We start from the raw sequence: 20,194 nt of genomic DNA on the forward strand, positions 1-20,194 counted from the left end.
TTGCCGCAACGCCCCTCTCCCCCCTTGAGGGGGAGATGTCTGCGTCAGCAGACAGAGGGGGGTGGCAGCGCCTCAATACGGCAGGCCCTCTCTTGCAACCGGACAGGCTGCATACCCCCCTCTACCCCCTGACGGGGGTATCTCCCCCTCAAGGGGGGAGAGGAGTTGAAGCCTGACTGGCAGTCCGGAATAAACACCCCCCGCGCAAGGGGGAAGAAGCGCTTTGCTTCAGCACCCCACCCTCAAAACTTCGCAGGTGCGAAGATGCGAAGTCCGGTGGAGAGGTGGGTGAGGGCGTCGCGGGCGAGGGTGAGCATGGCGGGTTGCGGCTGGTTGTCCCTGAGCCCGCGCACCTGGCGCACGTGGTTGATCGCAGTATCGAAATCCGGGAACCGCTCCGGCAGGGCGAGGTGCAGATAGAGCGCGATGACGGTGGCCGAGCGGCTGCGCCCGCCGCGGCAGTGGACCAGCACATGGCCGTGCCGGTGGGGCGGGTAATGCGGTTTGCCGGGGCTGTCCTGCGTCAGCATGCCATGCAGCGCCATGACGCCCGCCAGCAGGTGATGCGGCGCGTTGCCCGGCCCGTCGATGAGGCCGATGTGGGTGCGGCGGATGGTGGTGCCATCGGAAAGGGTCAGCGGTGCCATCTCCACATTGACAGCAAGGTTCATGGTGGAAGTGACGCCTTCGTCCAGCAGAAGCGCCGGATCATCCGCCGCCACCTTGTTGCCGATGAACAGGCTGGCGCCGTGGGGGCCGAGGCCGCTCATCACTTCACACAGCACCGGCAGGCGGTCCTCTTCTTCTTCGGGCAGAAGGGCGCTGGCGGGGGGCATGCGGGTCATATCCATCTCCTGACCGGCTGCACCGGTCCCAATTGCAGGTCAAGTTCCGGCCCGAAGACAAGGCTGCGGCCAGTGTGCAGCCGCTTGCCGAGGGCGGCAGTGAGTTTCGGCATGGCTTCGGGCGCGGCAAAGGCAGGCACCACATGGCAGGCGCGGGTGTGGTCCGCAAGCCAGAGCGTGTCACGCAGGCGGGGATGCACATTCCAGCCAAGCCATTCGGCCTGTCCTTGTGCCAGCAGCTCTGCCGCAGGCGTGCCCGGGGGCACGTGGCTGGAAAAGACGAAACGGAAGCCCTCACCCGCCCGCGCCAGCAGGCTGGCGGCAAGGCCGGATTCCGCATTGGCCTCAGTGCTGACGATCACATCTTTGGGCTGATACGCCCCGCTGCGCCCGGCGCTGGCGAGAAGCGCAGCCAGCTCTTCCCGCGTGCCGGGGTGGCAGATGCGCGAGGGTGTCCGGGCAAGGGCCATCATTTCGGCCAGAACCACCGGGCAGGCGCGGGGCTTCAACCCCTCACGGGCCAGTGCCAGCACCACTTCCGGGCCGCGCCCGGCGGAAGGCACGGGCAGCACCGCGCCACCGCGCACCGCCTCTGCCATCAGGCTGATCTGGTCCGCAAGGCTGGTGTCCCGGTCGCCATAGGAAGCGTCGGTGACGAGGCAGGCGGCGCGGGGCGGCGGGTCAAAGGCGAGAAGGCCGGACTCCGGCGTCCAGTCGCCCATGTAGAGAAAGCCGCAGTCCGCCGCCACATGCAGCCAGATGCCGCCCGGCGCATGGCCGCTGCGGCCGGTGGTGAGGGTCAGCCCTGCCACTTCCGCCGGTCCGGAGAGCGGCAGCAGATGGCGCGCGGCCTGCGGCAGCACCGTCTCCGGGATCTGCGCGAAGGTTTCCGCCGTGGCATAGACGGGCGGACGCCCCAGCCTTGCCCGCAACTGCAGGGCCCCTGCATGGTCCTGATGGGCATGGGAGAGGCACAGGGCATCCACAGGGCCAACACGGCTCACATCCGGCAGGACGCCCGGCTCCGGCCCCTCGCCAAGGTCAAAGAGAATGCGGCGGCCGCAGGTTTCCAGCAGAAAGGCTGCGGGCAGCTTGCCGCCCGCGCCGCTGATGATCTTCAGTTCTGCCAAGGCAGGGCCCCCTTGGGCAGGCGGGAGGAGAACAGCGAGGCGGTGCCCATGAGCAGCAGCACGGCCACCACCATGAGGCAGCCGACGGCGGCTGCCAGCGTTGAAGCGCCGCCTTCCTCAAGGAAGACGATCATCGGGCCGATGGTGCGGGCGCTGGAGGAGACGAGCAGGATGGAGACCTGGATCTCGTTCAGCGCCGTCATGAAGACGATGATGCCGCCGGCAATGGCGGAAGGGGCCAGCATGGGCAGGATGATGTCCTTCATCCGGGCGAGGAACCCGGCACCTGCCACACGCCCCGCCTCTTCCAGCGACCGCTCGATCTGGGCAAAGCCGCCCAGCACGGGCCGCAGGGCGAGGGCGAGGAAGTTGGAGAGATAGGCGGCGAGAATGATCCAGACCGTGCCATAGATGCTGACGTTGATGAAGGGGAGCGGCTTCAGGAAGAAGAGGATCATGGCGACGCCCAGCACGATGCCCGGCAGCGCATAGGCAAGCTCCGCCGCCAACTGCACCAGCCGCACGACAGGGCCTTTGTGCCAGCTGAGGAAATAGGCGAGGAACACCGCCATCACCACCAGCAGCAGGGTGGCGGTCAGCGTCAGGCCGAAGCTGGTGAGAAACGCTTGCCGGATCGAGGCATGATGCACCAGCGCGTTGGCGTAGTTCTTCAGCGTCAGGCTGGCGAATGTCAGCTCTTGCCCGAAGCCGCTGACCAGCGACGTTGTGACAAGAGCCGAAAGCGGCAGCAGCAGGGTGAGGACGAGGAAGACCCACGCCCCGGCCTCCGCCAGAATGCGGCCCCTGCCGAGCGAGAATGTGACCGGCTGGCCGAGGCCATCGACCCTGAGATCCCCGCGCCGGGCCATCCATCCGGCAAGGCCGAGGCCGGCCACGGTGAGGGCGGAAAGCAGCAGGGCGAGCGCGGCCATATCGGACAGAGCCGAGGGGCCGTAGCTGTTGAGCTGCTGATAGATGAGGGTGATCAGCGTCGGGAAACGGGCCGGGATGCCCAGCATCGCCTGAATGCCGAAATTGCCGATGGCCGAGACGAAGGCGAGCGCGGCACCTGCCATGATGCCGGAGCGGGCAAGCGGCAGGAGGATGGTGAAGAGCATGCGCCGGTTTCCGGCCCCGGCAGCGCGGGCAGCCTCCGCCAGGTTCTGCGGAATGCGGCGCAAGGTGGCGCGCACGGCGAGGAACACCAGCGGCGCATTGTAAAGCCCCAGCAGCAGGATGATGCCGGTGGCGGAAAACATCGGGTGCCTGACGCCTGCAGGCAGGGCAAGGCCAAGCGCGCCCAGCAGCGGGCTCGATGGCGAGAAGGCCTGCACCCAGGCAAGGGCGGTGACCTGCGGCGGGATCATCAGTGGCAGCACGAAGCAGAAGATCCAGGCCGTCTTGCCGCGCATGTTGGTGTGCACGGTGAGGATGGCCGCGAGCGTGCCGATGGCAACCGCGATCACCGAGGACAGAACCGCGACCTGCAGCGAATTGAGCGCCGCCGTGATCACCCGGCCCTTGAGATAGAGCGAGGACAGGCGGTCAAGATCGATCACCCCGTCCGGCGCAAGACCGGCCATGGCGAGGCGGGCGAGGGGGGCGAAGGAAAGCAGCCCGACGAGAATGGCCAGCCCGCCAAGGACCAGCCAGTCGGTGCGCAAGGGGAGCGCCAGACGGCGCCCCCCCGATGCGGACAGGGTGATATCGGACATGCCTCAGCCGCCGAAGATCTCGGTGAACTTGGCGCGGGCGGCAGCGTCGGTCTCGACGGCCTTGTCCGCATCCACCGGCAGCAGCTTGATGGTGTCCAGCTTGGGGAAGCCGGCCGGCGGGGTGAGGGCGGCGTCAAGCGGCAGGTTGCCCTGCGACACCACCAGCTCCTGGCCTTCCTTCGACAGCAGGAAATCGACGAAAGCCTTGGCGGCATCCACATTCTTGGCCGTGGACATGATCGCCGCCGGTTCGGTGATGAAGGAGACGCCATCCTTCGGGAAGATGAAGTCCACCGGCGAGCCGCTGGCCTTGGCGCGGATCACGTCCGCATCGACGACGATGGCGTATTTGGCCATGCCGCCGGCGACTGCCTTGAGGGCCGGGCCGTTGCCGCCTTCCGGGGCGATGCCGAGCTTGGCGAGGCCTTCATAGAACTCCCAGCCGATGCCCGGCACGTTGACGACGCTGTGCATGTGGTTGAGCGCAGCACCCGAATAGAGCGGGCTCGGCACGGCGATCTGGCCCTTGTTGTCTTCGCTCAGCAGCTCTGCCCAGGTCTCGACGGGCTTGGCATTCTGGGTGTTGTAGGCAATGCCGGTGGACATGATCTTCGTGCCGAAGAACATCTTGTCCTTGTCATAGGTGCTGGCGTCATAGCCTTCCACCTTGGCTTCCGGATAGGCCATCAGCAGGCCTTCGGCCTTGAGCTGGCCCAGGTTGATGGTGTCGGCCACCAGCAGCACGTCCGGCTTCACGTCGCCTGCGGTGATTTCGGCGCGCAGCACGTTCATCAGCTGGCTGGTGCCGTTGCGGGTCCATTCCACCTCGATGCCCGGGTTCTTCGCCTTGAAGGCGTCAACCGTCTGCTGGGCAATTTCCGGCGACTGGGAGGTGTAGAGCACCAGCGTTCCGGCGTGAGCCGTGCCGGCCATCAGCATGAGAGCAAGTGCAGAAAGAAGGCGCATGGTCAGATCCTGTCGTCTTTGAGGGTAGAAAGCCGGCGGGGCATGTCAGCCCGCATCCGGAATGATCCAGCCGTCTTCGGCCCGGACATGGATGACGCTGCCGGACGGCAGCGCGAAGTCACCGGGAGCCTGCAGCGTCAGCTGAAGGTCCGGCATGGCGTGGGGGTGGAAATCCACCTGTGTGTGGGAGCCGCGGAAGATCACCTGGGTGATGGTGGCGGCAAAACCGCCTTCAGAACCGGCGGCAATTGCCAGTTCGCCCGGATGCACGCAGATGCTGGCCTTCGCCTGCTGCTGCTGGCCGGAGCGGGCGCGCACCTCGTGCCGGTGGCCGAAAATATCCACCATGGCATGGCCTGCGCGGCCCGAAGGCGTGGCATCCGTGCCCGGCAGGATCAGGCCGCCGCCGATGAAACGGGCGACCATTTCGTTCTGCGGCTCGCGGTACAGCTCGCGCGGCTTGCCGAACTGCATCACCCGGCCCGCCTCCATCACCGCAATGCGGCTGGCAAGGGCCATGGCCTCGGACTGGTCATGGGTGATGTAGATCATGCTGGCGCCGGTGCGGCGGTGAAAGTCGAGGAACTCGCGCTCCATGGAGGCACGCAGGTGCACATCGAGATTGGCCAGCGGCTCGTCCAGCAGCATCACGGATGGATTGGCCGCAAGGCAGCGGGCCAGGGCAACGCGCTGGCGCTGGCCGCCAGAGAGGTCCGATGGGGCGCGGGTGCCAAGAGCCTCCATGCCGACGGTCGCCAGCGCCTCGCGGCAGCGGCGCGCCCGCTCCGCAGAGCTGACACCGGCGACCTTCAGCGCATAGCCGACATTCTCTTCCACGCTCATGTGCGGCCACAGGGCGTAGTTCTGGAAGACGATGCCGATGTTGCGCTTTTCCGGCGGCAGGCTGGCGGCAGGGGAGGCCACCTCGCGCCCGCCCAGGCGGATGGAGCCGGCTTCCAGCGTCTCGAAGCCCGCGATCAGCCGCAGCATCGTCGTCTTGCCGCAGCCGGAGGGGCCGAGAATGGCGACGAATTCCCCGTCGTTGACCGTCAGGGACACCCCGTCCACCACGCGCTTGCCGCCATAGCTCCTGGCAATATCCGTCAGTTCGATTCCAGCCACGTGCCGATCCTGAAAAATGAGCAATCTCAGTGATTTGATGTGCCTGACCACAGATAAAACTTGATCTGCACACGTGTGCACATTACAGGTGTTATGCTTCGGTTTTATGACGGGGCCAGAGGTTGCAATCCGGCAGGGATGCCAGTGCGCAAACAGGTGGGGAGAGGTGAATGAGCAAGGCCGGTTTTGTGACCGCAGCCGATGTGGCGAAGCTTGCCGGGGTGTCGCGCTCGGCCGTTTCACGCACTTTCACGCCCGATGCCTATGTTTCCCCGGCGGTGCGTGAAAAGGTGCTGCGGGCGGCGGATGAGCTGGGCTACAGGGTCAACCGGCTGGCGAAGGACCTGCAAACCTCCCGCTCCAGCATGGTGGCGATTGTCGGCGCCCGCTTTTACGAGCCCTATGTGGCCGGGCTGCTGGATGACCTCAGCGCCGCGCTGATCGGCAAGGGCCTGCATGCGCTGCTGCTCAATGCCTCGTCGCAGGACATGACGGCGCTGCTCAATCTGGTGCTGGAGTACAGGGTGCGGGCGGTGATCGTGCTCTCCGGCGCGCCCCCGCGTGAGCTGATCGACCAGTGCCTGCGCGCCCGCCAGCGCATGATCCTCATCAACCGCCACATGGAAGACGTGGAGGCAGGCTCGATTGAGACCGACGACCGCATGGGCGGGCGGCTGGCGGCAGAGCACCTGCTGGCGGCAGGGCGGCGGAAGCTCTGCGTGGTGCGCTCCGGGGCCGACACGCCCAGCCAGCGGCGGCGGGCGGCAGGCTTTCTGGAGCGGCTGGACGAAGAGGGAATTGCCTGCGAACGCTGGGTCGCCGGGCGCGGCAACTATGAAGCTGGCTGCGAAGCCGCCCGCAGCCTGCTGCGCGGTTCTGGTCCAGTTTCAGATATTGATGGCGTCTTCGCCGCCACCGACCGCACGGCGCTCGGCTTTCTCAACACGGCGCGGTTTGAAATGGGCGTATCCGTGCCGCAGGATGTGGCCGTGATCGGCTTCGACGACATCCCGGAAGCGGCCTGGTCCTCCCACAACCTCACCACCATCCGCCAATCCGCCCCGGACGTGGTGGCCGCCGTGCTGACGCTTCTGGCCGAAGACGACGAGGACGCGGGCCCCCGGCGCGTGGCCATTCCGGTCAGTCTGGTGGAGCGGGGGACGGTGTGAGGGGGCGGGTATTTTGAAACCGATGGGCTCCGAACTGGACGGAAGCCAGTGCCTGACATATATTAGCTAAATTAGTCATGTTTTAAAACTGGCCGAGGAGGCAGGGAAATGCAGGTGACCGTTCATGCCGCCAAAACCAACCTGTCGAAGCTGATCGAGGCGGCGCAGGCAGGTGAAGAGGTTATCATTGCCAAGGGCAAGCGCCCTGTTGCGCGCCTTGTGCCGATCCCCCAGACCACGTTCAGGACGGGTCTGCTGAAGGGCAAGCTGACGGGAGCTGGCCCAGATTTCTTCGAGCCGTTGGCAGAGGACGAGCTTGCGCTCTGGGAGGGGCGTGAGTGAAGCATCTGCTGCTCGACACACACGCCTGGGCATGGTCGCTGACGGCGGACCCGCGCCTGCCGCAATCGGCCATCGCTGCGCTTGAGGCGGCAGAAACCGTATCGATCAGTGCCATCAGCCTGTTTGAAATCGGTCAGAAGGTCCGGCTTGGAAAGTGGCCCGAAATGGCGCCGTTCCTGCACCTGTTGCCCAGCCTCGCCGGGGAGCAGGGCGCGCGCCTGCTGGATGTCTGCGCCGAAACCTGCCTTCTGGCGGCAACGCTCGAATGGCCGCATCGTGACCCCTTTGACCGGTTCATCGGGGCGTCTGCCATCACACGCGGCATGGTCCTTGTTTCGGCAGATACGGCATTTGATGGACTGGACACAGAACCGGGCTGGCGCGGGCGCGTGTGGTAAGGGGGCCTTGGGCCTCTCCGCCGTCATCCTCGGCCTTGTGCCGAGGATCTATATAAATCAATAGCTTGCAGATGGCCGGGATAGGCCCGGCCATGACGAAGGAGAAGCAAGTCTCCTTTGTCATCAACCTCCAGACCGCATGCGGGTCTTGAAGGCCTCGAAGTCGAAGGGTTCCGGCTCGCCGGATTGTTCTCCGGCGATGAGGGCGGCTTCCAGTGCCTTGACGCGGGCCTCATGCTCTTCCAGCAGGCGCAATCCTGCGCGGACCACTTCGCTCGTGGAGCCATAGCGCCCCGCACCGACCTGCTCCTGAATGAAAGCGGTGAAATGGTCACCAATGGTGATGGAGGTGTTCCGTGCCATGGCCATTTCCTCATGATAATGGGCGTTCTCAGCCTATACCAAAAAGTATTACAGTCAATGTCCGGCCTTGTGGCCCGTCGTTCTCCTGCGCGCTGGACGCGGCGTTGTCCCTCGATCATGTTGACAAGCCTGCTGCCGGGCGTCCCTTGGTCCGGCAAGGGGCAGGGGAGCGGGCTGACGCAGTGTGAAGGATAACGGGGCCTTGAGTTTGAACGGGGCAGGCGAAGAGATTGCGCAGGTTGTCAGCCGCATGCGGCTGAATGCGGCGGCGTTTATCGTCACGGTTTATGGCGACATCGCCGTGCCGCGCGGCGGCGTGCTGTGGACCGGCACGCTGATCGAGCTTTGTGGAAGCGCGGGGATCAATGAATCGCTGGTGCGCACGGCTGTCTCGCGCCTTGTGGCGGCCGAGCGGCTGGCGGGCGAGCGCATCGGCCGGCGCAGCTACTACCGGCTGGCGGAGGCGGCAAGGGCGGAGTTTCAGCAGGCGGCGGATCTGCTCTACGGGCCGGATCAGCCGGGCCGGGGCTGGCAGGTGCTCCATGCGCCGGATTTGACGCCGGACGACGCCCGCCGCCTGCGACTGGGGCATATGGGCGGACCGGTGTTCATCCGTCCGGAGCGGGGCCAGAGCCCGCCGCCGGGGGCGCTGGTGCTGCATGCGGGAGAGGTTGCGGACCCGGCAAGGCTCGCCGGTTTCTGGGATCTTTCGGCCCTGCAGGAGGGCTATGCGGAGTTCATCGCCAGCTTTTCGCCGCTGCTGGCGGTGGCGGATGAGGGCGGCTGCCGTCTTGCCGATGGGGACGCGCTGACCGCCCGGCTGCTGCTGGTGCATGCCTACCGCCACGTGCTGCTGCGCGACCCGCGCCTGCCGCTGGCGGCTCTCCCGGCAAACTGGAACGGCGGCGAGGCACGCGGCCTGTTCCGCCGGCTCTATCTGGCGCTGACACCGGCCACGGAACGGCATGTGGCCTCCCATCTGGAAGGCACGGACGGCTTCCTGCCCGCACGCACACCGGAGAGCCTCAGCCGGATTCCGGTGGTTGTCTGAATGGGGAGAGGGCCTGCGATTTGGTCATTTTGGCACGGCCTCTCGTTTCCCCTCTCCCTTGAGGGGAGGGGAAACGAGAGGCCGTGCCTTCCTGTTGCCGCAGCGCTTCTCTTTTCCGCGCGGGCTACTGGATTCACACATCCGGTCCGGAAACTGCCCGCAATGAGGCGTTTGCTTTTCGAGAGGACGCCTGCCGCCCCCCTCCCCCTGGTGGGGAGGGGTTAGGGGTGGGGGGAAGGCCTTTCCGGCTGGCAGAGTATCGATTGGTTCCAGACAGTTTCTTCTCTCCAGCCTTTTCAGGAAAAGTTCGGCCTTTCAAATTCTTGCAGGCTCTGAGCCCCCCACCCCTTACCCCTCCCCACCAGGGGGAGGGGGGCTGAGAAGCTGTGCCAGAGTAACCAGACTGCAGGCTTTCGCCACTCACCGCAGCGTCCCTCTCCCCCCTTGAGGGGAAGATGTCTGCGCCAGCAGACAGAGGGGAGATGTCTGCGCTTCAATACGGCAGGATCTCTCTTAAACGGATCGTCCGTTACCCCCTCTGCCCCCTGCCGGGGGCATCTCCCCCTCAAGGGGGGAGAGAAATTGGTGCCTGACTGGCAGTCCGTTGCAAACACGGCCCTTCAAGAGGGGAGGGAGAGGGGGTGGTGCCTCACCCGGTGGCCTCCGCAAACACTGCCATGGGAGAAGCCTCCGCTCTCTCTGAAACTCTATAACCACCTGAAACATAACAGAAAAATCCTTGCACCCAAAAGCATCACAAGAATCATGAAAAAGTGACTTTTCTTGTGACGGTTTTGGGCGTATAAATCGACCGATCGGTCAGCGATATGAGGAGTGAGCTGGCTGTCACGCGGCTGCAAGGCGCTGGATTGAAGCGCGGAGCAGGGCGTTTGATGAGGGAGGAGGCCGGATCATGTATGCGCAGCTTGTGACATCCGAAGGCGGCAAGGCCCGTGAGGCGATGACGCCGGAAGAGGCAGCCTTTCAGGACCGCATCGACCGGGGCGAGAAGATCGAGCCCAAGGAGTGGATGCCGGAGGGCTACCGCAAGACGCTGATCCGCCAGATCGGCCAGCACGCCCACAGCGAGATCGTCGGCCAGCTTCCCGAAGGCAACTGGATCACCCGCGCGCCGACGCTGGAGCGCAAGCAGATCCTCTTGGCCAAGGTGCAGGACGAGGCGGGCCACGGGCTCTACCTCTATTCCGCCGCCGAGACGCTGGGTGTCTCCCGCGATGAGCTGATTGACCTGCTGCATGCGGGCAAGATGAAATATTCCTCCATCTTCAACTATCCGACGCTGAACTGGGCCGACATCGGCGCTGTCGGCTGGCTGGTGGACGGGGCGGCGATCATGAACCAGGTGCCGCTTCAGCGCACCAGTTATGGTCCCTACAGCCGCGCCATGATCCGCATCTGCAAGGAAGAAAGCTTCCACCAGCGGCAGGGCTACGACATCATGATGAAGATGGCCAGGGGCACGCCGGAGCAGAAGGCGATGGCGCAGGATGCGCTGAACCGCTTCTGGTTCCCCTCGCTGATGATGTTCGGCCCCTCGGACAAGGACTCGGTGCATTCCGCCCAGTCGATGGCCTGGAAGATCAAGATCAACACCAATGACGAGCTGCGCCAGAAGTTCGTCGATCAGACCGTGCCGCAGGCAAAGTACCTTGGCCTCACCATTCCCGATCCCGAACTGAAGTGGAACGGGGAAAAGGGCGGCTACGATTTCAGCGAGCCGGACTGGAGCGAGTTCTTCGCCGTCATTTCCGGCAATGGCCCCTGCAACGAGGAGCGCCTCGGCGCCCGCGTCAAGGCCTGGGAAGATGGCGCCTGGGTGCGCGAGGGGCTGATGGCCCATGCGAAGAAGCAGGATGCGCGCCGTGCGGCGGCGCGGGTTGCGGCCGAATAGGTCAGGGCCGGTGGGGCGCATGAGCTTTCAGGCGCCCGGCAAAAGACAGTCTGATTTCAACGTGTTTGCGGGAGGACGCGGAACATGTCCAGCGAATGGCCCCTTTGGGAAATCTTCATCCGTGGCCAGCATGGCCTCAATCACCGCCATGTGGGCAGCCTGCATGCGCCGGACGCGGACATGGCCATCCGCCATGCGCGCGATGTCTATACGCGCCGCAATGAGGGCGTCTCCATCTGGGTGGTGAAGTCGGAAAACATCACCGCTTCCGTGCCTTCGGAAAAGGGGCCGCTGTTCGAGCCGTCGAACAGCAAGGTCTACCGCCACCCGAGCTTCTACGACATTCCCGAAGAAGTGGGGCACATGTGATGGCCAGCGCGACACATCAGGCGGCCCTGTGCGAGTGGCTGCTGCGCATGGGCGACAACGCGCTGATCCTCGGGCACCGGGTGTCCGAATGGTGCGGCCACGGGCCTGCGCTGGAAGAGGATATCGCGCTTGCCAATCAGGCGCTGGATCTCATCGGCCAATGCCAGCTGTGGCTGGGGCTGGCGGGCGAGGTGGAGGGCAAGGGCCGCAGTGCCGATGCGCTCGCCTATCTGCGCGATGCCGGCGCCTTCCGCAATCTGCTGCTGGTGGAGCGCCCGAACGGCGATTTCGGCCACACGATGATGCGCCAGTTCCTGTTCGATGCCTTCCATGTGGAGCTGCTGGAGGCGCTGAAGGGCTCCAGTGAGCCGCGTGTGGCGGAGATTGCGGCGAAAGCTGCCAAGGAAGCGGCCTATCACCTCGACCGTTCCGCCGCGCTGGTGATCGCCCTTGGTGATGGCACGGAAGAAAGCCACGCCCGCATGGCCAGGGCGCTGAAGGCGCTGTGGGCCTATACCGGCGAGATGTTCATGGATGACGAGACGGATGCAGCGCTGGCCGCTTCCGGCACTGTGCCGCTGCCCTCCAGCCTCAAGGCGGGCTGGGATGCAACGGTGGGCGCGGTGCTGGCAGAAGCAGGGCTTGCCCATCCGGGCGAGGCCTGGCAGCACAGGGGCGGCAAGCGCGGCACCCACACCGAGCATCTGGGCTATATCCTGGCCGAAATGCAGTTCCTCCAGCGCGCCTATCCCGGCGCAACGTGGTGAGTGCCATGGCCAGCGTGCGTCATCCCGATGTGGCGGAAGTCTGGTCCTGGCTCGCCGAAGTGCCGGACCCGGAAATTCCGGTGATCAGCCTCACCGATCTCGGCATCATCCGGGATGTGGCCTGGCAGGATGAAACGCTGGTGGTGACGGTGACGCCCACCTATTCCGGCTGCCCGGCAACCAGCATCATCAACCTCGACATCGAGGCGGCGCTGCGGGCAAAGGGCATTGCCGATCTGCGGCTGGAGCGGCGCCTGTCGCCGCCCTGGACGACGGACTGGCTGACGCCGGAGGGGCGCGAAAAGCTGCGCCAGTATGGCATCGCCCCGCCCATCGACGGCACGGCACCCGATGGCCGTGTTGCTGAGCAGATCGCGGGCCGCGTGGCGCGGCTCGTCTCCGGCAGCAACCTTGCGATCACCTGTCCGCGCTGCGGCTCGGCAGCCACGCAGAAGGTCAGCCAGTTCGGCTCGACCCCCTGCAAGGCCAGCTACCGCTGCACGGACTGTCTTGAACCCTTCGACTATTTCAAGTGCATCTGAGGACGCAAGCCATGGCCCGTTTTCATCCGCTGACCGTCACCGGTGTGCGCCGCGAAACCCGCGATGCGGTGGTCGTCACCCTTGCCCCGCGTGAGGAGGACCTTCCGCTTTTCGGCTTCACGCAAGGCCAGTATCTGACCTTCCGCCGCGATTTTGACGGCGAGGAGCTGCGCCGCAGCTATTCCATCTGCGCTGGCCTTGATGAGGGCGTGCTGAAGGTGGGCATCAAGCGGGTGGATGGCGGGGCCTTTTCCACCTGGGCCAACGAGGCGCTGCACCCCGGCGACGTGCTGGAAGCCATGCCGCCCATGGGCCGCTTCTTCACGCCGCTCGACCCGGAGGCGGGCCGCCAGTATCTCGGCTTTGCCGGGGGCTCGGGCATCACGCCGGTGCTGTCGATCATCAAGACGGTGCTGGCCCGCGAGCCGCGCTCGAAGTTCACCCTCGTCTATGCCAACCGGCAGATCAGCTCCATCATGTTCCGCGAGGAGCTGGAGGACCTGAAGAACCTTTATCTCGGGCGCTTCTCCGTCATCCACGTGCTGGAGCAGGAGGGGCAGGAGATCGACCTCTTCACCGGGCGGATCGACGCGGAAAAGATGAATGCGCTCTTCACCCACTGGATCGACGCCAGCGCCGTGGACACGGCCTTCATCTGCGGGCCGGAGCCGATGATGCTGACCATCGCCGCGAGCCTGCGCGAGCATGGGCTGGATGACAGCCAGATCCGCTTCGAGCTGTTTGCCTCCGGCCAGCCAGGCCGGGCGAAGGCGCCCGCCGTCTCCCGCGACGCCGTTGCGCCGGGCACGGGCACGCAGGCCTCGGTGACGCTCGACGGCCTGACCCGCAGCTTCGAGATGGGCCGCGATGGTGAGACCATTCTGGAGGCCGCGCTCGCTGCCAGCCTGGACGCACCTTATTCCTGCCGGGCGGGTGTCTGTTCCACCTGCCGCTGCAAGGTGCTGGAAGGCGAGGTGGAAATGGCCATCAACCACGCACTGGAGGATTACGAAGTGCGCGCCGGTTATGCGCTCTCCTGCCAGGCCCGCCCGCTGACGGACAAGGTGGTGGTGACCTACGACGAATGAAGCCACCCGGAACCTTGGAATGACAAGACTTTTGACAACCTGCGACCTCTCCGCCGTCATCCTCGGCCTTGTGCCGAGGATCTAACCAAATCAATGGCTTGCAGATGGCCGGGACAAGCCCGGCCATGACGAAAGAGAAGAGTTCCTGCTTTGTCATCACCCTTAACCCGCCTCTGGCGGGCAGGATTATTGAAAGAAGGAAATGCCCATGACTGCCGCCCCGCGCCGTCTTGAAAGCCATGTTTGCGGACGCTGGATTGCCGGAACCGGCGAGGGCCAGCTGCTGCGTGATGCGGCCACCGGAGCGCCGGTGGCTGAGGTGGATGCCACTGGCCTCGACTTTGCCGCCGCGCTCGACTACGGGCGGAGGACCGGCGGGGCAAAGCTGCGCGCCATGTCCTTCCACGATCGGGCGGCGATGCTGAAGGCGCTTGGCCTCTATCTGATGGAGCAGAAGGAAGAGCTTTATACGGAGAGCCTGCACACGGGCGCGACCCGCGCCGATGGCTGGATCGACATTGAGGGTGGCATCGGCACCATGCTGACCTTTGCCTCCAAGGGCCGGCGCGAGCTGCCCAACACCCGCGTCCTGACCGATGGCGATGTGGAACCCCTGTCCCGCGACAACAGCTTCAGCGCCCAGCACATCCTGACGCCGCTGCGCGGTGTCGCCGTGCACATCAACGCCTTCAACTTCCCCGTCTGGGGCATGCTGGAAAAGATCGCGCCCACCCTGCTGGCGGGCGTGCCCTGCATCGTCAAGCCGGCGAGCCAGACCGCCTATCTGACCGAGTTGTGCGTGCGCCAGATCATCGCCTCGGGCATTCTGCCGGAGGGCGCGCTGCAGCTGATCTGCGGCAGCGTCGGCGATCTTCTCGACCATGTGACCGGGCAGGACGCGGTGACCTTCACCGGCTCCGCCGCAACGGGCCGCAAGCTCAAGGCGCATCCGGCCGTGGTGGCCAATGCAGTGCGCTTCACCATGGAGGCCGACAGCCTCAATGCGGCGATCCTCGGCCCTGATGCTGCGCCGGGCACGCCGGAGTTTGACCTCTTCGTCAAGGAAGTGGCCCGCGAGATGACCGCCAAGGCCGGGCAGAAATGCACCGCCATCCGCCGCGTCATGGCCCCGCGTGCCCATGTGGAGCCGCTGATTGACGCCCTGCGCGAGCGCCTTGCGAAAACGCTGCCGGGCCTGCCGGGCGAGGAGGCAACGCGCATGGGCGCGCTCGCCAGCCTCGACCAGCGGCAGGAGGTGCGCGAGCGCATCGCCGAACTGAAGGCCGATGCGGAAATCGTTGCGGGCAACCCGGATGACGTGCGCCTTGCCTCGGGCGATGCGGAGGCCGGTGCCTTCCTCAACCCGGTGCTGATGTATTGCGCGAGGCCCTTCGAGGCCGGCGCCGTGCATGATGTGGAGGCCTTCGGCCCGGTGTCCACCGTCATGCCCTATGATGATCTGGAAGAAGCCGTCGAGCTGGCCCAGATGGGCAAGGGCTCGCTGGTGTCCTCGGTCTTCACCGATGATCCGCATGTGGCCGAAGAGATGGTGCTGGGCCTCGCGCCCTTCCATGGCCGTGTTCTGATCGGCAATCGCGCTTCCGCCAAGTCCTCCACCGGTCATGGCTCGCCGCTGGCGCCGCTGGTGCATGGCGGGCCGGGCCGGGCAGGCGGCGGCGAGGAAATGGGCGGTATGCGCGGCGTGAAGCACTACATGCAGCGCACGGCCGTGCAAGGCGCGCCCCGGCTGCTCTCCGCCGTCACGGGCCGCTGGATCGAGGGCGCGGATGCAAAGCAGGGCGTGCATCCCTTCCGCAAGTCCCTTGCAGAGCTTGCCATCGGTGACCAGATCGTCACCGCCGCCCGTGAAGTAACGCAGGAGGATGTGGAGCATTTCGCCCATTTCACCGGCGATACTTTCTATGCCCACATGGACAGCGAAGCGGCCAGGGCTAACCCCTTCTTTGACGACCGCGTCGCCCACGGCTACCTCATCGCCTCCTTCGCCGCCGGGCTGTTCGTCGATCCGGCACCGGGCCCGGTGCTGGCCAATTACGGCGTCGACAACCTGCGCTTCCTGACGCCGGTCTATTTCGGCGACACGCTGCAGGTGCGCCTGACCTGCAAGGAAATCAACCCCCGCGCCAATGCCGAACACGGCGAAGTGCGCTGGGACTGCCAGGTCACCAATCAGTCGGGAGAGGTCGTGGCGCAATATGACGTGCTCACCATGGTCGCCAAGACATGGCCGCCGGTGGCGGAGGCGGTGAAGGCGGCGGAGTAGGGGGGAGGCGCCCGTGGCCTCCATCGGCGCTTCCCCACCCCCGTGCCGTCCCCGCCTTGTGCGGGGACCTGTAAGGGGCGCGGCGCGGCTGTTTTTTGCGGCTATTGCCGAACGAAAGCGTCTGATGCCGGAAGGCAGTGCCCGCCTGACAGGCCCCGGCACAGTTTGGGATTTGGGGCCGGGGCGGCGAGAGAGTGCGCTCGGCCCAGCATCAGGCACTGAGTCACCCCGGCCAAGCGCAGCGCGAGCCGGGGCCTACTCGCTCCCAGAGAGATGCCGAACACCACCGCAGATGACACGAAGTGTGTCTCATGTGCCTTCCGTTGCCTTTTCACCGCTCTGCAAGCGAGTGGTCCCCGGGTCTTCGCTTCGCTCCGCCCGGGGTGACGGCGGAGAGAGCTGCGCGCCCCTGACAGGTCCCCGCACAAGGCCGGGACGGCTTGAAAAGCGTAGCTCCTTTCGACGCCACTTCACCTCAGCCTGCCGCCGTTATGGATTGCAGTAAGCTCCCCACCCACCGCGCCGTCCCGGCACAGTTTGGGATTTGGGGCCGGGACGGCGCGGAGAGTGCGCTCAGCCCTGCATCAGGCACTGGGTCACCCCGGGCCGAACACAGTGAGGACTCGGGGCCCACTCGCTCGTAGAGAGATGCCGGATACCACCGCAGATGAGACGAAGCCTGTCTCATGTACCTTCCGTGGCCTTTTCACCGCTCTGCAAATGAGTGGGCCCCGGGTCTGCGCTTCGCTCCGCCCGGGGTGACCGCGGAGAGGGTGTGAGGCTTTGCAGCGCCATCGAGGCAAATTCAGAACAAAAAAGGAACTTTCTTGCCGTCTGGTGGGATATTATGCTACTTTTCCAGAAGGCAAGGAGATCCGCCATGCAGAATGCCGAGAAGATCAGCGTGACAATGACGCCCGAGATGATGCAGGTCATCCGTGCCAGTGTCGCTTCAGGCGAATATGCGTCGACAAGTGAGGCGCTTCGGGATGCAGTGCGTATCTGGCAGCGCGAGCGTCAGGAGCATGCCGAACGCATGGCCGCCATCCGCCAGCGGGTGAAGGCCTCTGCCGATGATCCCCGGCCCTCCGTCAGCGCGGATGAAGTCATGACGCGCCTGCAAGCCCTTCACGCGGAAACGGTGAAAGGGCATGGCGGTGAAGGCCGTTGAGGTCACCTTCCGGGAAGCCGCCATCAGCGATATTCAGGATGTGTACCGCTGGGTTTATGAGGTCAGCCTCGACCCTGAGACAGCGCAGCGTTTTACCTCCCGGCTGGTGCAGGCTTGTCTGCGCATAGGCGATGTTCCGTCCGGCGGACGGCCGAGAGATGATCTGCTGCCCGGACTGCGCACGGTTCCCTTCGAGAAGCGGGCGGTCATCGCATATGTGATCAAGGACGGCACGGTCGAGATCACCAATGTCTTTTATGGTGGCCGTGACTACGAGAGCTTGCTGAGGGAATAAGGCGCCAGAGCACATTTGCTCAGGTCTCATTCAGGTCCACGGCCCGGCGTGCGTGCGAGGACCCGGCAGGCCGCAGGCGGCAGCTTCTCGCTGCCACCGCCCAGGCAGGATCAGGCTGCCGCTGCGCCGGAACGGTTCAGCGAGCCGTCCAGATCGCCAATGATATCGGCGGTTTCTTCAAGGCCCACGGACAGGCGGATCAGACCTTCGGAGATGCCGTGCGCGGCCCGCTCTTCCGGCGTGTAGGTGGAATGGGTCATCGAGGCCGGGTGCTGGATCAGGCTTTCGCAGTCGCCGAGCGACACGGCACGCCGGATCATCATCAGGCGGTTCATCAGCGTGGCCCCGGCCTCAAAGCCGCCCTTCAGTTCAAAGGCGATCATGCCGCCGAAGCCCGGCATCTGACGGCGGGCGAGATCATGCTGGGCGAAGCTTTCCAGGCCCGGATAGTATACCTTGGCCACTGAGGGATGGGCCTCGAGGAAGCGGGCAACCTCCATCGCGGAGGCGCAGTGGCGCTCCATGCGCAGCTTCATCGTCTTCAGGCCCCTGAGCACCAGATGGGCATTGAACGGCGCCATCACGGCTCCTGTCATGTCCTTCATCCCGACCAGACGGATCTGCTGGATGTCCGCGCCCGGACCCACCGCAATGCCGCCGACCAGATCGCCATGGCCGCCCATGTACTTGGTTGCCGAATGCACGACGATATCGGCTCCCAGCTCGACCGGGCGGGTCAGGACCGGGGTCGCGTAGGTGTTGTCGACCACGGTGCGCGCACCGGCCTTGCGGGCAATCGCGGAGATGGCAGCAATATCGACCAGCCGCATGTTCGGGTTAGCCGGCGTTTCGAAATAGACGATCTTCGTCTTGCTGCTGATCGCGGCTTCCAGATCGGCCGGGGCCGTTAGGTCAACATGGGTGATCGTGATGCCGAAGCGGGCGAGGCCGTGGCGCAGGAAGGCGAAGGTGCAGCCGTAGAGCGTCTTGTCGGTGATGACCTCATCACCCGGTTGCAGGAAGGTCCAGAGCACCGAGGTGATCGCACCCATGCCCGAGGCCAGCGCCAGCCCGGCCTCCGCCCCCTCGAGCACGGCGCAGCGCCGCTCCAGGAGATCCAGCGTCGGGTTGGAAATGCGCGAGTAGAAATAGCCGCCCTCGCGGCCGGCAAAGATCGCCGCGCCCTGTTCGGCGCTGTCAAAGGCGAAGGTGGAGGTGAGGTGCATCGGCGGCGTCAGCGCACCCTCGTTCTCCATCGGGTCATAGCCGTGATGGATGGCGCGTGTTGCAAAGCCGGCGTTGGACTTCAGGGTCATGGGCTGCTCCTCCAGATCAAATCGTGCAAGGAGAATACTGCTGACAGGCTGGCAGGTGCTTTCAAGATATGCCACTTTATGCGTATGATTTGGCAGATATTGCCAGAGCAAGCCGGAGCCGCGATCGCTGATGCCACAATTGGACCTCAAGGACCGCCAGATCATCCGCGCCTTGCAGGAGGATGGCCGCCTGACCAATCAGGAGCTTGCCGGGAAGGTGAACCTGTCGCCGTCGCCTTGCCTGCGCCGGGTACGGCTGCTGGAAGAGCGCGGCGTCATTAAGGGCTATGCGGCCAAGGTCGATCCGGCGGCCTGCGGACTGGAGATCACCGCCTTCATCCGCATTTCCCTGCAGCGGCACGAAGGGGCGAATGTCTCGGACTTCGAGGCGCGTGTCCGCCGCATCCCGGAAATCCTCGCCTGCTATCTGATGACCGGCGAGGCCGACTATCTGCTGCGCGTCGTCGTCGCCGACCTGAAGGCCTATGAGGCCTTCGTCCGCGATCAGCTGCACCATATCCCCGGCATTGCCTCCATCAACACGAGCCTTGTCTATGGCGTGGTCAAGGAAACCAGTGTGTTTCCGTGACAAGGATCTGCCGCTTTGCGTGAGAATTTCAGACCGCAGCCGGGCTGAGCCCTTCCCATTCCCTCACCTGACCGCCTTGATCCCCTCCAGGATCAGCGTCGTGGCGACGCCGGCGTAGTCTTCGCGGCTGATGCGGCCGCCGTCGCGGAACCACATGTAGACCCAGTTCATCATGCCGAAGAGCGACATGGTGACGGGCATGAGCAGCGGGCGTTCGGGGCTGTTGAGGTCCGGGTTGATCAGTTCGAGTACGGTGGAAAAGCGCCGCACGATCCGGCGCTCCAGCGCGGTGATGCCGGCCTTCTGCTCGTCCGAGAGGGCGGAGGTGGCGTTGAGCTGGACCTTGTGCTGGTTGTCCGCGCCCCGGTAGTTCTCCAGAACCGCGCCGACCAGCCGCCGCAGCCTGTCGCCGGGGGGCAGGGCCGGGTCATCGGCGGCCTCGATGGCCTCGTCCAGCGCTTCAAGATGTGTGACGATGATGGCGTAGATCAGCGCGTCCTTGCTCGGATAATAGTGGTAGAGCAAGGCTTTGGACACCTGCGCAACGCTGGCGATCTGGGACATGGAGGCTTTTTCCATGCCCTGTTCGGCGAAGACCTGCGCAGCCTTGTCCAGAATGCTGCGCTGCTTCTCTTCAAAGTCTGCTGCCCGCGTGCGAGCCATCTTGCTGTTCCTGTTCATGACAAACGGGCGGATTGCGCGTTGTTTAGCCGATCCGGCCCCGCTTGTCAGGGGTTCGCCCCAGGGCTGTGATGCCGCA

The 20,194-nt window shown here is 65.2% G+C and carries 21 protein-coding genes; 13 read left to right on the forward strand and 8 right to left on the reverse strand.

The window, feature by feature from the left end; all coding sequences use genetic code 11:
- Nucleotides 1–242: 242 nt before the first annotated feature.
- Genes IF10I1_RS13190 through IF10I1_RS13210 form a run of 5 tightly spaced genes read right to left on the reverse strand, consistent with a single transcriptional unit; the run spans nucleotide 243 to nucleotide 5,778 of the window.
- Nucleotides 243–845 carry a dual specificity protein phosphatase gene (locus IF10I1_RS13190; protein ID WP_208994277.1) on the reverse strand — a complete coding sequence of 201 codons (603 nt, stop codon included), beginning with the start codon at nucleotides 843–845 and terminating at the stop codon, nucleotides 243–245.
- Nucleotides 842–1,975, reverse strand: a complete 1,134-nt coding sequence (locus tag IF10I1_RS13195; RefSeq protein ID WP_186414946.1) for an MBL fold metallo-hydrolase — start codon at nucleotides 1,973–1,975, stop codon at nucleotides 842–844. The genes IF10I1_RS13190 and IF10I1_RS13195 overlap by 4 nt, the downstream gene beginning before the upstream one ends.
- A complete protein-coding gene (locus tag IF10I1_RS13200) occupies nucleotides 1,963–3,690 on the reverse strand; it encodes an iron ABC transporter permease (protein ID WP_186414947.1) in 1,728 nt (575 codons plus the stop codon). Before IF10I1_RS13200 ends, IF10I1_RS13195 begins: the two co-directional genes overlap by 13 nt.
- A 3-nt stretch (nucleotides 3,691–3,693) precedes the next feature.
- Nucleotides 3,694–4,656, reverse strand: coding sequence for an ABC transporter substrate-binding protein (locus tag IF10I1_RS13205; RefSeq protein ID WP_186414948.1), 963 nt, complete (start codon nucleotides 4,654–4,656; stop codon nucleotides 3,694–3,696).
- 45 nt (nucleotides 4,657–4,701) lie between these two features.
- Nucleotides 4,702–5,778 (reverse strand): ABC transporter ATP-binding protein, encoded by a 1,077-nt coding sequence (locus tag IF10I1_RS13210; protein WP_186393003.1) that lies wholly within the window; start codon nucleotides 5,776–5,778, stop codon nucleotides 4,702–4,704.
- A 170-nt stretch (nucleotides 5,779–5,948) separates the two neighbouring features.
- Here IF10I1_RS13210 and IF10I1_RS13215 point away from each other — a divergent pair, with 170 nt between their 5' ends.
- From IF10I1_RS13215 to IF10I1_RS13225, 3 genes are all read left to right on the forward strand, one after another.
- Entirely contained in the window at nucleotides 5,949–6,947 is a 999-nt protein-coding gene (locus IF10I1_RS13215) for a LacI family DNA-binding transcriptional regulator (protein WP_186393002.1), read from the forward strand.
- A 108-nt stretch (nucleotides 6,948–7,055) separates the two neighbouring features.
- Nucleotides 7,056–7,289 carry a type II toxin-antitoxin system Phd/YefM family antitoxin gene (locus IF10I1_RS13220; RefSeq protein WP_019966649.1) on the forward strand — a complete coding sequence of 78 codons (234 nt, stop codon included), beginning with the start codon at nucleotides 7,056–7,058 and terminating at the stop codon, nucleotides 7,287–7,289.
- Complete coding sequence (locus IF10I1_RS13225; RefSeq protein ID WP_186393001.1) at nucleotides 7,286–7,687, forward strand: type II toxin-antitoxin system VapC family toxin; 402 nt, start codon at nucleotides 7,286–7,288, stop codon at nucleotides 7,685–7,687. The genes IF10I1_RS13220 and IF10I1_RS13225 overlap by 4 nt, the downstream gene beginning before the upstream one ends.
- A 123-nt stretch (nucleotides 7,688–7,810) precedes the next feature.
- Here IF10I1_RS13225 and IF10I1_RS13230 read toward each other — a convergent pair whose 3' ends face one another.
- Entirely contained in the window at nucleotides 7,811–8,050 is a 240-nt protein-coding gene (locus tag IF10I1_RS13230) for a type II toxin-antitoxin system ParD family antitoxin (RefSeq protein ID WP_186393000.1), read from the reverse strand.
- 202 nt (nucleotides 8,051–8,252) lie between these two features.
- Between IF10I1_RS13230 and IF10I1_RS13235 the strand changes: the two genes are divergently transcribed.
- The 9 genes from IF10I1_RS13235 to IF10I1_RS13275 all read left to right on the forward strand — a co-directional run bounded on the left by IF10I1_RS13235 (nucleotide 8,253) and on the right by IF10I1_RS13275 (nucleotide 17,529).
- Nucleotides 8,253–9,101: a PaaX family transcriptional regulator C-terminal domain-containing protein gene (locus tag IF10I1_RS13235; protein WP_208977148.1), complete on the forward strand. Its 849-nt coding sequence runs from the start codon at nucleotides 8,253–8,255 to the stop codon at nucleotides 9,099–9,101.
- A gap of 913 nt (nucleotides 9,102–10,014) precedes the next feature.
- Nucleotides 10,015–11,013, forward strand: a complete 999-nt coding sequence (paaA, locus tag IF10I1_RS13240) for a 1,2-phenylacetyl-CoA epoxidase subunit PaaA (RefSeq protein WP_186414949.1) — start codon at nucleotides 10,015–10,017, stop codon at nucleotides 11,011–11,013.
- Between the two features lie 84 nt (nucleotides 11,014–11,097).
- Nucleotides 11,098–11,382 carry a 1,2-phenylacetyl-CoA epoxidase subunit PaaB gene (gene paaB / locus IF10I1_RS13245; RefSeq protein WP_019966655.1) on the forward strand — a complete coding sequence of 95 codons (285 nt, stop codon included), beginning with the start codon at nucleotides 11,098–11,100 and terminating at the stop codon, nucleotides 11,380–11,382.
- Nucleotides 11,382–12,149, forward strand: coding sequence for a 1,2-phenylacetyl-CoA epoxidase subunit PaaC (gene paaC / locus IF10I1_RS13250; protein WP_186414950.1), 768 nt, complete (start codon nucleotides 11,382–11,384; stop codon nucleotides 12,147–12,149). The genes paaB and paaC overlap by 1 nt, the downstream gene beginning before the upstream one ends.
- 5 nt (nucleotides 12,150–12,154) lie before the next feature.
- The gene (gene paaD / locus IF10I1_RS13255; RefSeq protein WP_186424532.1) at nucleotides 12,155–12,691 is read left to right on the forward strand and encodes a 1,2-phenylacetyl-CoA epoxidase subunit PaaD; all 537 of its coding nucleotides are present in this window, start codon (nucleotides 12,155–12,157) and stop codon (nucleotides 12,689–12,691) included.
- Between the two features lie 11 nt (nucleotides 12,692–12,702).
- Entirely contained in the window at nucleotides 12,703–13,779 is a 1,077-nt protein-coding gene (gene paaE, locus IF10I1_RS13260) for a 1,2-phenylacetyl-CoA epoxidase subunit PaaE (RefSeq protein WP_186424533.1), read from the forward strand.
- A gap of 208 nt (nucleotides 13,780–13,987) precedes the next feature.
- Entirely contained in the window at nucleotides 13,988–16,063 is a 2,076-nt protein-coding gene (gene paaZ, locus IF10I1_RS13265; protein ID WP_186424534.1) for a phenylacetic acid degradation bifunctional protein PaaZ, read from the forward strand.
- Between the two features lie 880 nt (nucleotides 16,064–16,943).
- Nucleotides 16,944–17,234 carry a type II toxin-antitoxin system ParD family antitoxin gene (locus tag IF10I1_RS13270; RefSeq protein ID WP_050475276.1) on the forward strand — a complete coding sequence of 97 codons (291 nt, stop codon included), beginning with the start codon at nucleotides 16,944–16,946 and terminating at the stop codon, nucleotides 17,232–17,234.
- Complete coding sequence (locus IF10I1_RS13275) at nucleotides 17,215–17,529, forward strand: type II toxin-antitoxin system RelE/ParE family toxin (RefSeq protein ID WP_371328527.1); 315 nt, start codon at nucleotides 17,215–17,217, stop codon at nucleotides 17,527–17,529. Before IF10I1_RS13270 ends, IF10I1_RS13275 begins: the two co-directional genes overlap by 20 nt.
- Before the next feature lie 110 nt (nucleotides 17,530–17,639).
- Here the strand turns inward: IF10I1_RS13275 and IF10I1_RS13280 are convergent, their stop codons facing one another.
- Nucleotides 17,640–18,845 carry a methionine gamma-lyase gene (locus tag IF10I1_RS13280; RefSeq protein WP_186392994.1) on the reverse strand — a complete coding sequence of 402 codons (1,206 nt, stop codon included), beginning with the start codon at nucleotides 18,843–18,845 and terminating at the stop codon, nucleotides 17,640–17,642.
- 130 nt (nucleotides 18,846–18,975) lie between these two features.
- Between IF10I1_RS13280 and IF10I1_RS13285 the strand changes: the two genes are divergently transcribed.
- Nucleotides 18,976–19,434 carry an Lrp/AsnC family transcriptional regulator gene (locus IF10I1_RS13285; protein WP_208977150.1) on the forward strand — a complete coding sequence of 153 codons (459 nt, stop codon included), beginning with the start codon at nucleotides 18,976–18,978 and terminating at the stop codon, nucleotides 19,432–19,434.
- Nucleotides 19,435–19,497: 63 nt separating this feature from the next.
- On the opposite strand, the gene IF10I1_RS13290 is transcribed toward IF10I1_RS13285, so the two are convergent.
- The gene (locus IF10I1_RS13290) at nucleotides 19,498–20,097 is read right to left on the reverse strand and encodes a TetR/AcrR family transcriptional regulator (RefSeq protein WP_050475292.1); all 600 of its coding nucleotides are present in this window, start codon (nucleotides 20,095–20,097) and stop codon (nucleotides 19,498–19,500) included.
- Nucleotides 20,098–20,194 lie beyond the last annotated feature (97 nt).

The sequence above is a fragment of the Pannonibacter sp. I15F10I1 genome (assembly GCF_900185665.1).
Lineage (GTDB): Bacteria > Pseudomonadota > Alphaproteobacteria > Rhizobiales > Stappiaceae > Pannonibacter > Pannonibacter indicus.

Excerpts from the sequence above, each read along its gene's own strand:
- IF10I1_RS13205 (WP_186414948.1), bottom strand. The coding sequence starts at position 4,656 with ATGCGCCTTCTTTCTGCACTTGCTCTCATGCTGATGGCCGGCACGGCT.
- IF10I1_RS13270 (WP_050475276.1), top strand. The coding sequence starts at position 16,944 with ATGCAGAATGCCGAGAAGATCAGCGTGACAATGACGCCCGAGATGATG.
- IF10I1_RS13230 (WP_186393000.1), bottom strand. The coding sequence starts at position 8,050 with ATGGCACGGAACACCTCCATCACCATTGGTGACCATTTCACCGCTTTC.
- paaE (WP_186424533.1), top strand. The coding sequence starts at position 12,703 with ATGGCCCGTTTTCATCCGCTGACCGTCACCGGTGTGCGCCGCGAAACC.
- IF10I1_RS13215 (WP_186393002.1), top strand. The coding sequence starts at position 5,949 with ATGAGCAAGGCCGGTTTTGTGACCGCAGCCGATGTGGCGAAGCTTGCC.
- IF10I1_RS13280 (WP_186392994.1), bottom strand. The coding sequence starts at position 18,845 with ATGACCCTGAAGTCCAACGCCGGCTTTGCAACACGCGCCATCCATCAC.
- paaB (WP_019966655.1), top strand. The coding sequence starts at position 11,098 with ATGTCCAGCGAATGGCCCCTTTGGGAAATCTTCATCCGTGGCCAGCAT.
- IF10I1_RS13220 (WP_019966649.1), top strand. The coding sequence starts at position 7,056 with ATGCAGGTGACCGTTCATGCCGCCAAAACCAACCTGTCGAAGCTGATC.
- paaZ (WP_186424534.1), top strand. The coding sequence starts at position 13,988 with ATGACTGCCGCCCCGCGCCGTCTTGAAAGCCATGTTTGCGGACGCTGG.
- paaD (WP_186424532.1), top strand. The coding sequence starts at position 12,155 with ATGGCCAGCGTGCGTCATCCCGATGTGGCGGAAGTCTGGTCCTGGCTC.
- IF10I1_RS13200 (WP_186414947.1), bottom strand. The coding sequence starts at position 3,690 with ATGTCCGATATCACCCTGTCCGCATCGGGGGGGCGCCGTCTGGCGCTC.
- paaC (WP_186414950.1), top strand. The coding sequence starts at position 11,382 with ATGGCCAGCGCGACACATCAGGCGGCCCTGTGCGAGTGGCTGCTGCGC.
- paaA (WP_186414949.1), top strand. The coding sequence starts at position 10,015 with ATGTATGCGCAGCTTGTGACATCCGAAGGCGGCAAGGCCCGTGAGGCG.
- IF10I1_RS13290 (WP_050475292.1), bottom strand. The coding sequence starts at position 20,097 with ATGGCTCGCACGCGGGCAGCAGACTTTGAAGAGAAGCAGCGCAGCATT.
- IF10I1_RS13190 (WP_208994277.1), bottom strand. The coding sequence starts at position 845 with ATGACCCGCATGCCCCCCGCCAGCGCCCTTCTGCCCGAAGAAGAAGAG.
- IF10I1_RS13285 (WP_208977150.1), top strand. The coding sequence starts at position 18,976 with ATGCCACAATTGGACCTCAAGGACCGCCAGATCATCCGCGCCTTGCAG.
- IF10I1_RS13275 (WP_371328527.1), top strand. The coding sequence starts at position 17,215 with ATGGCGGTGAAGGCCGTTGAGGTCACCTTCCGGGAAGCCGCCATCAGC.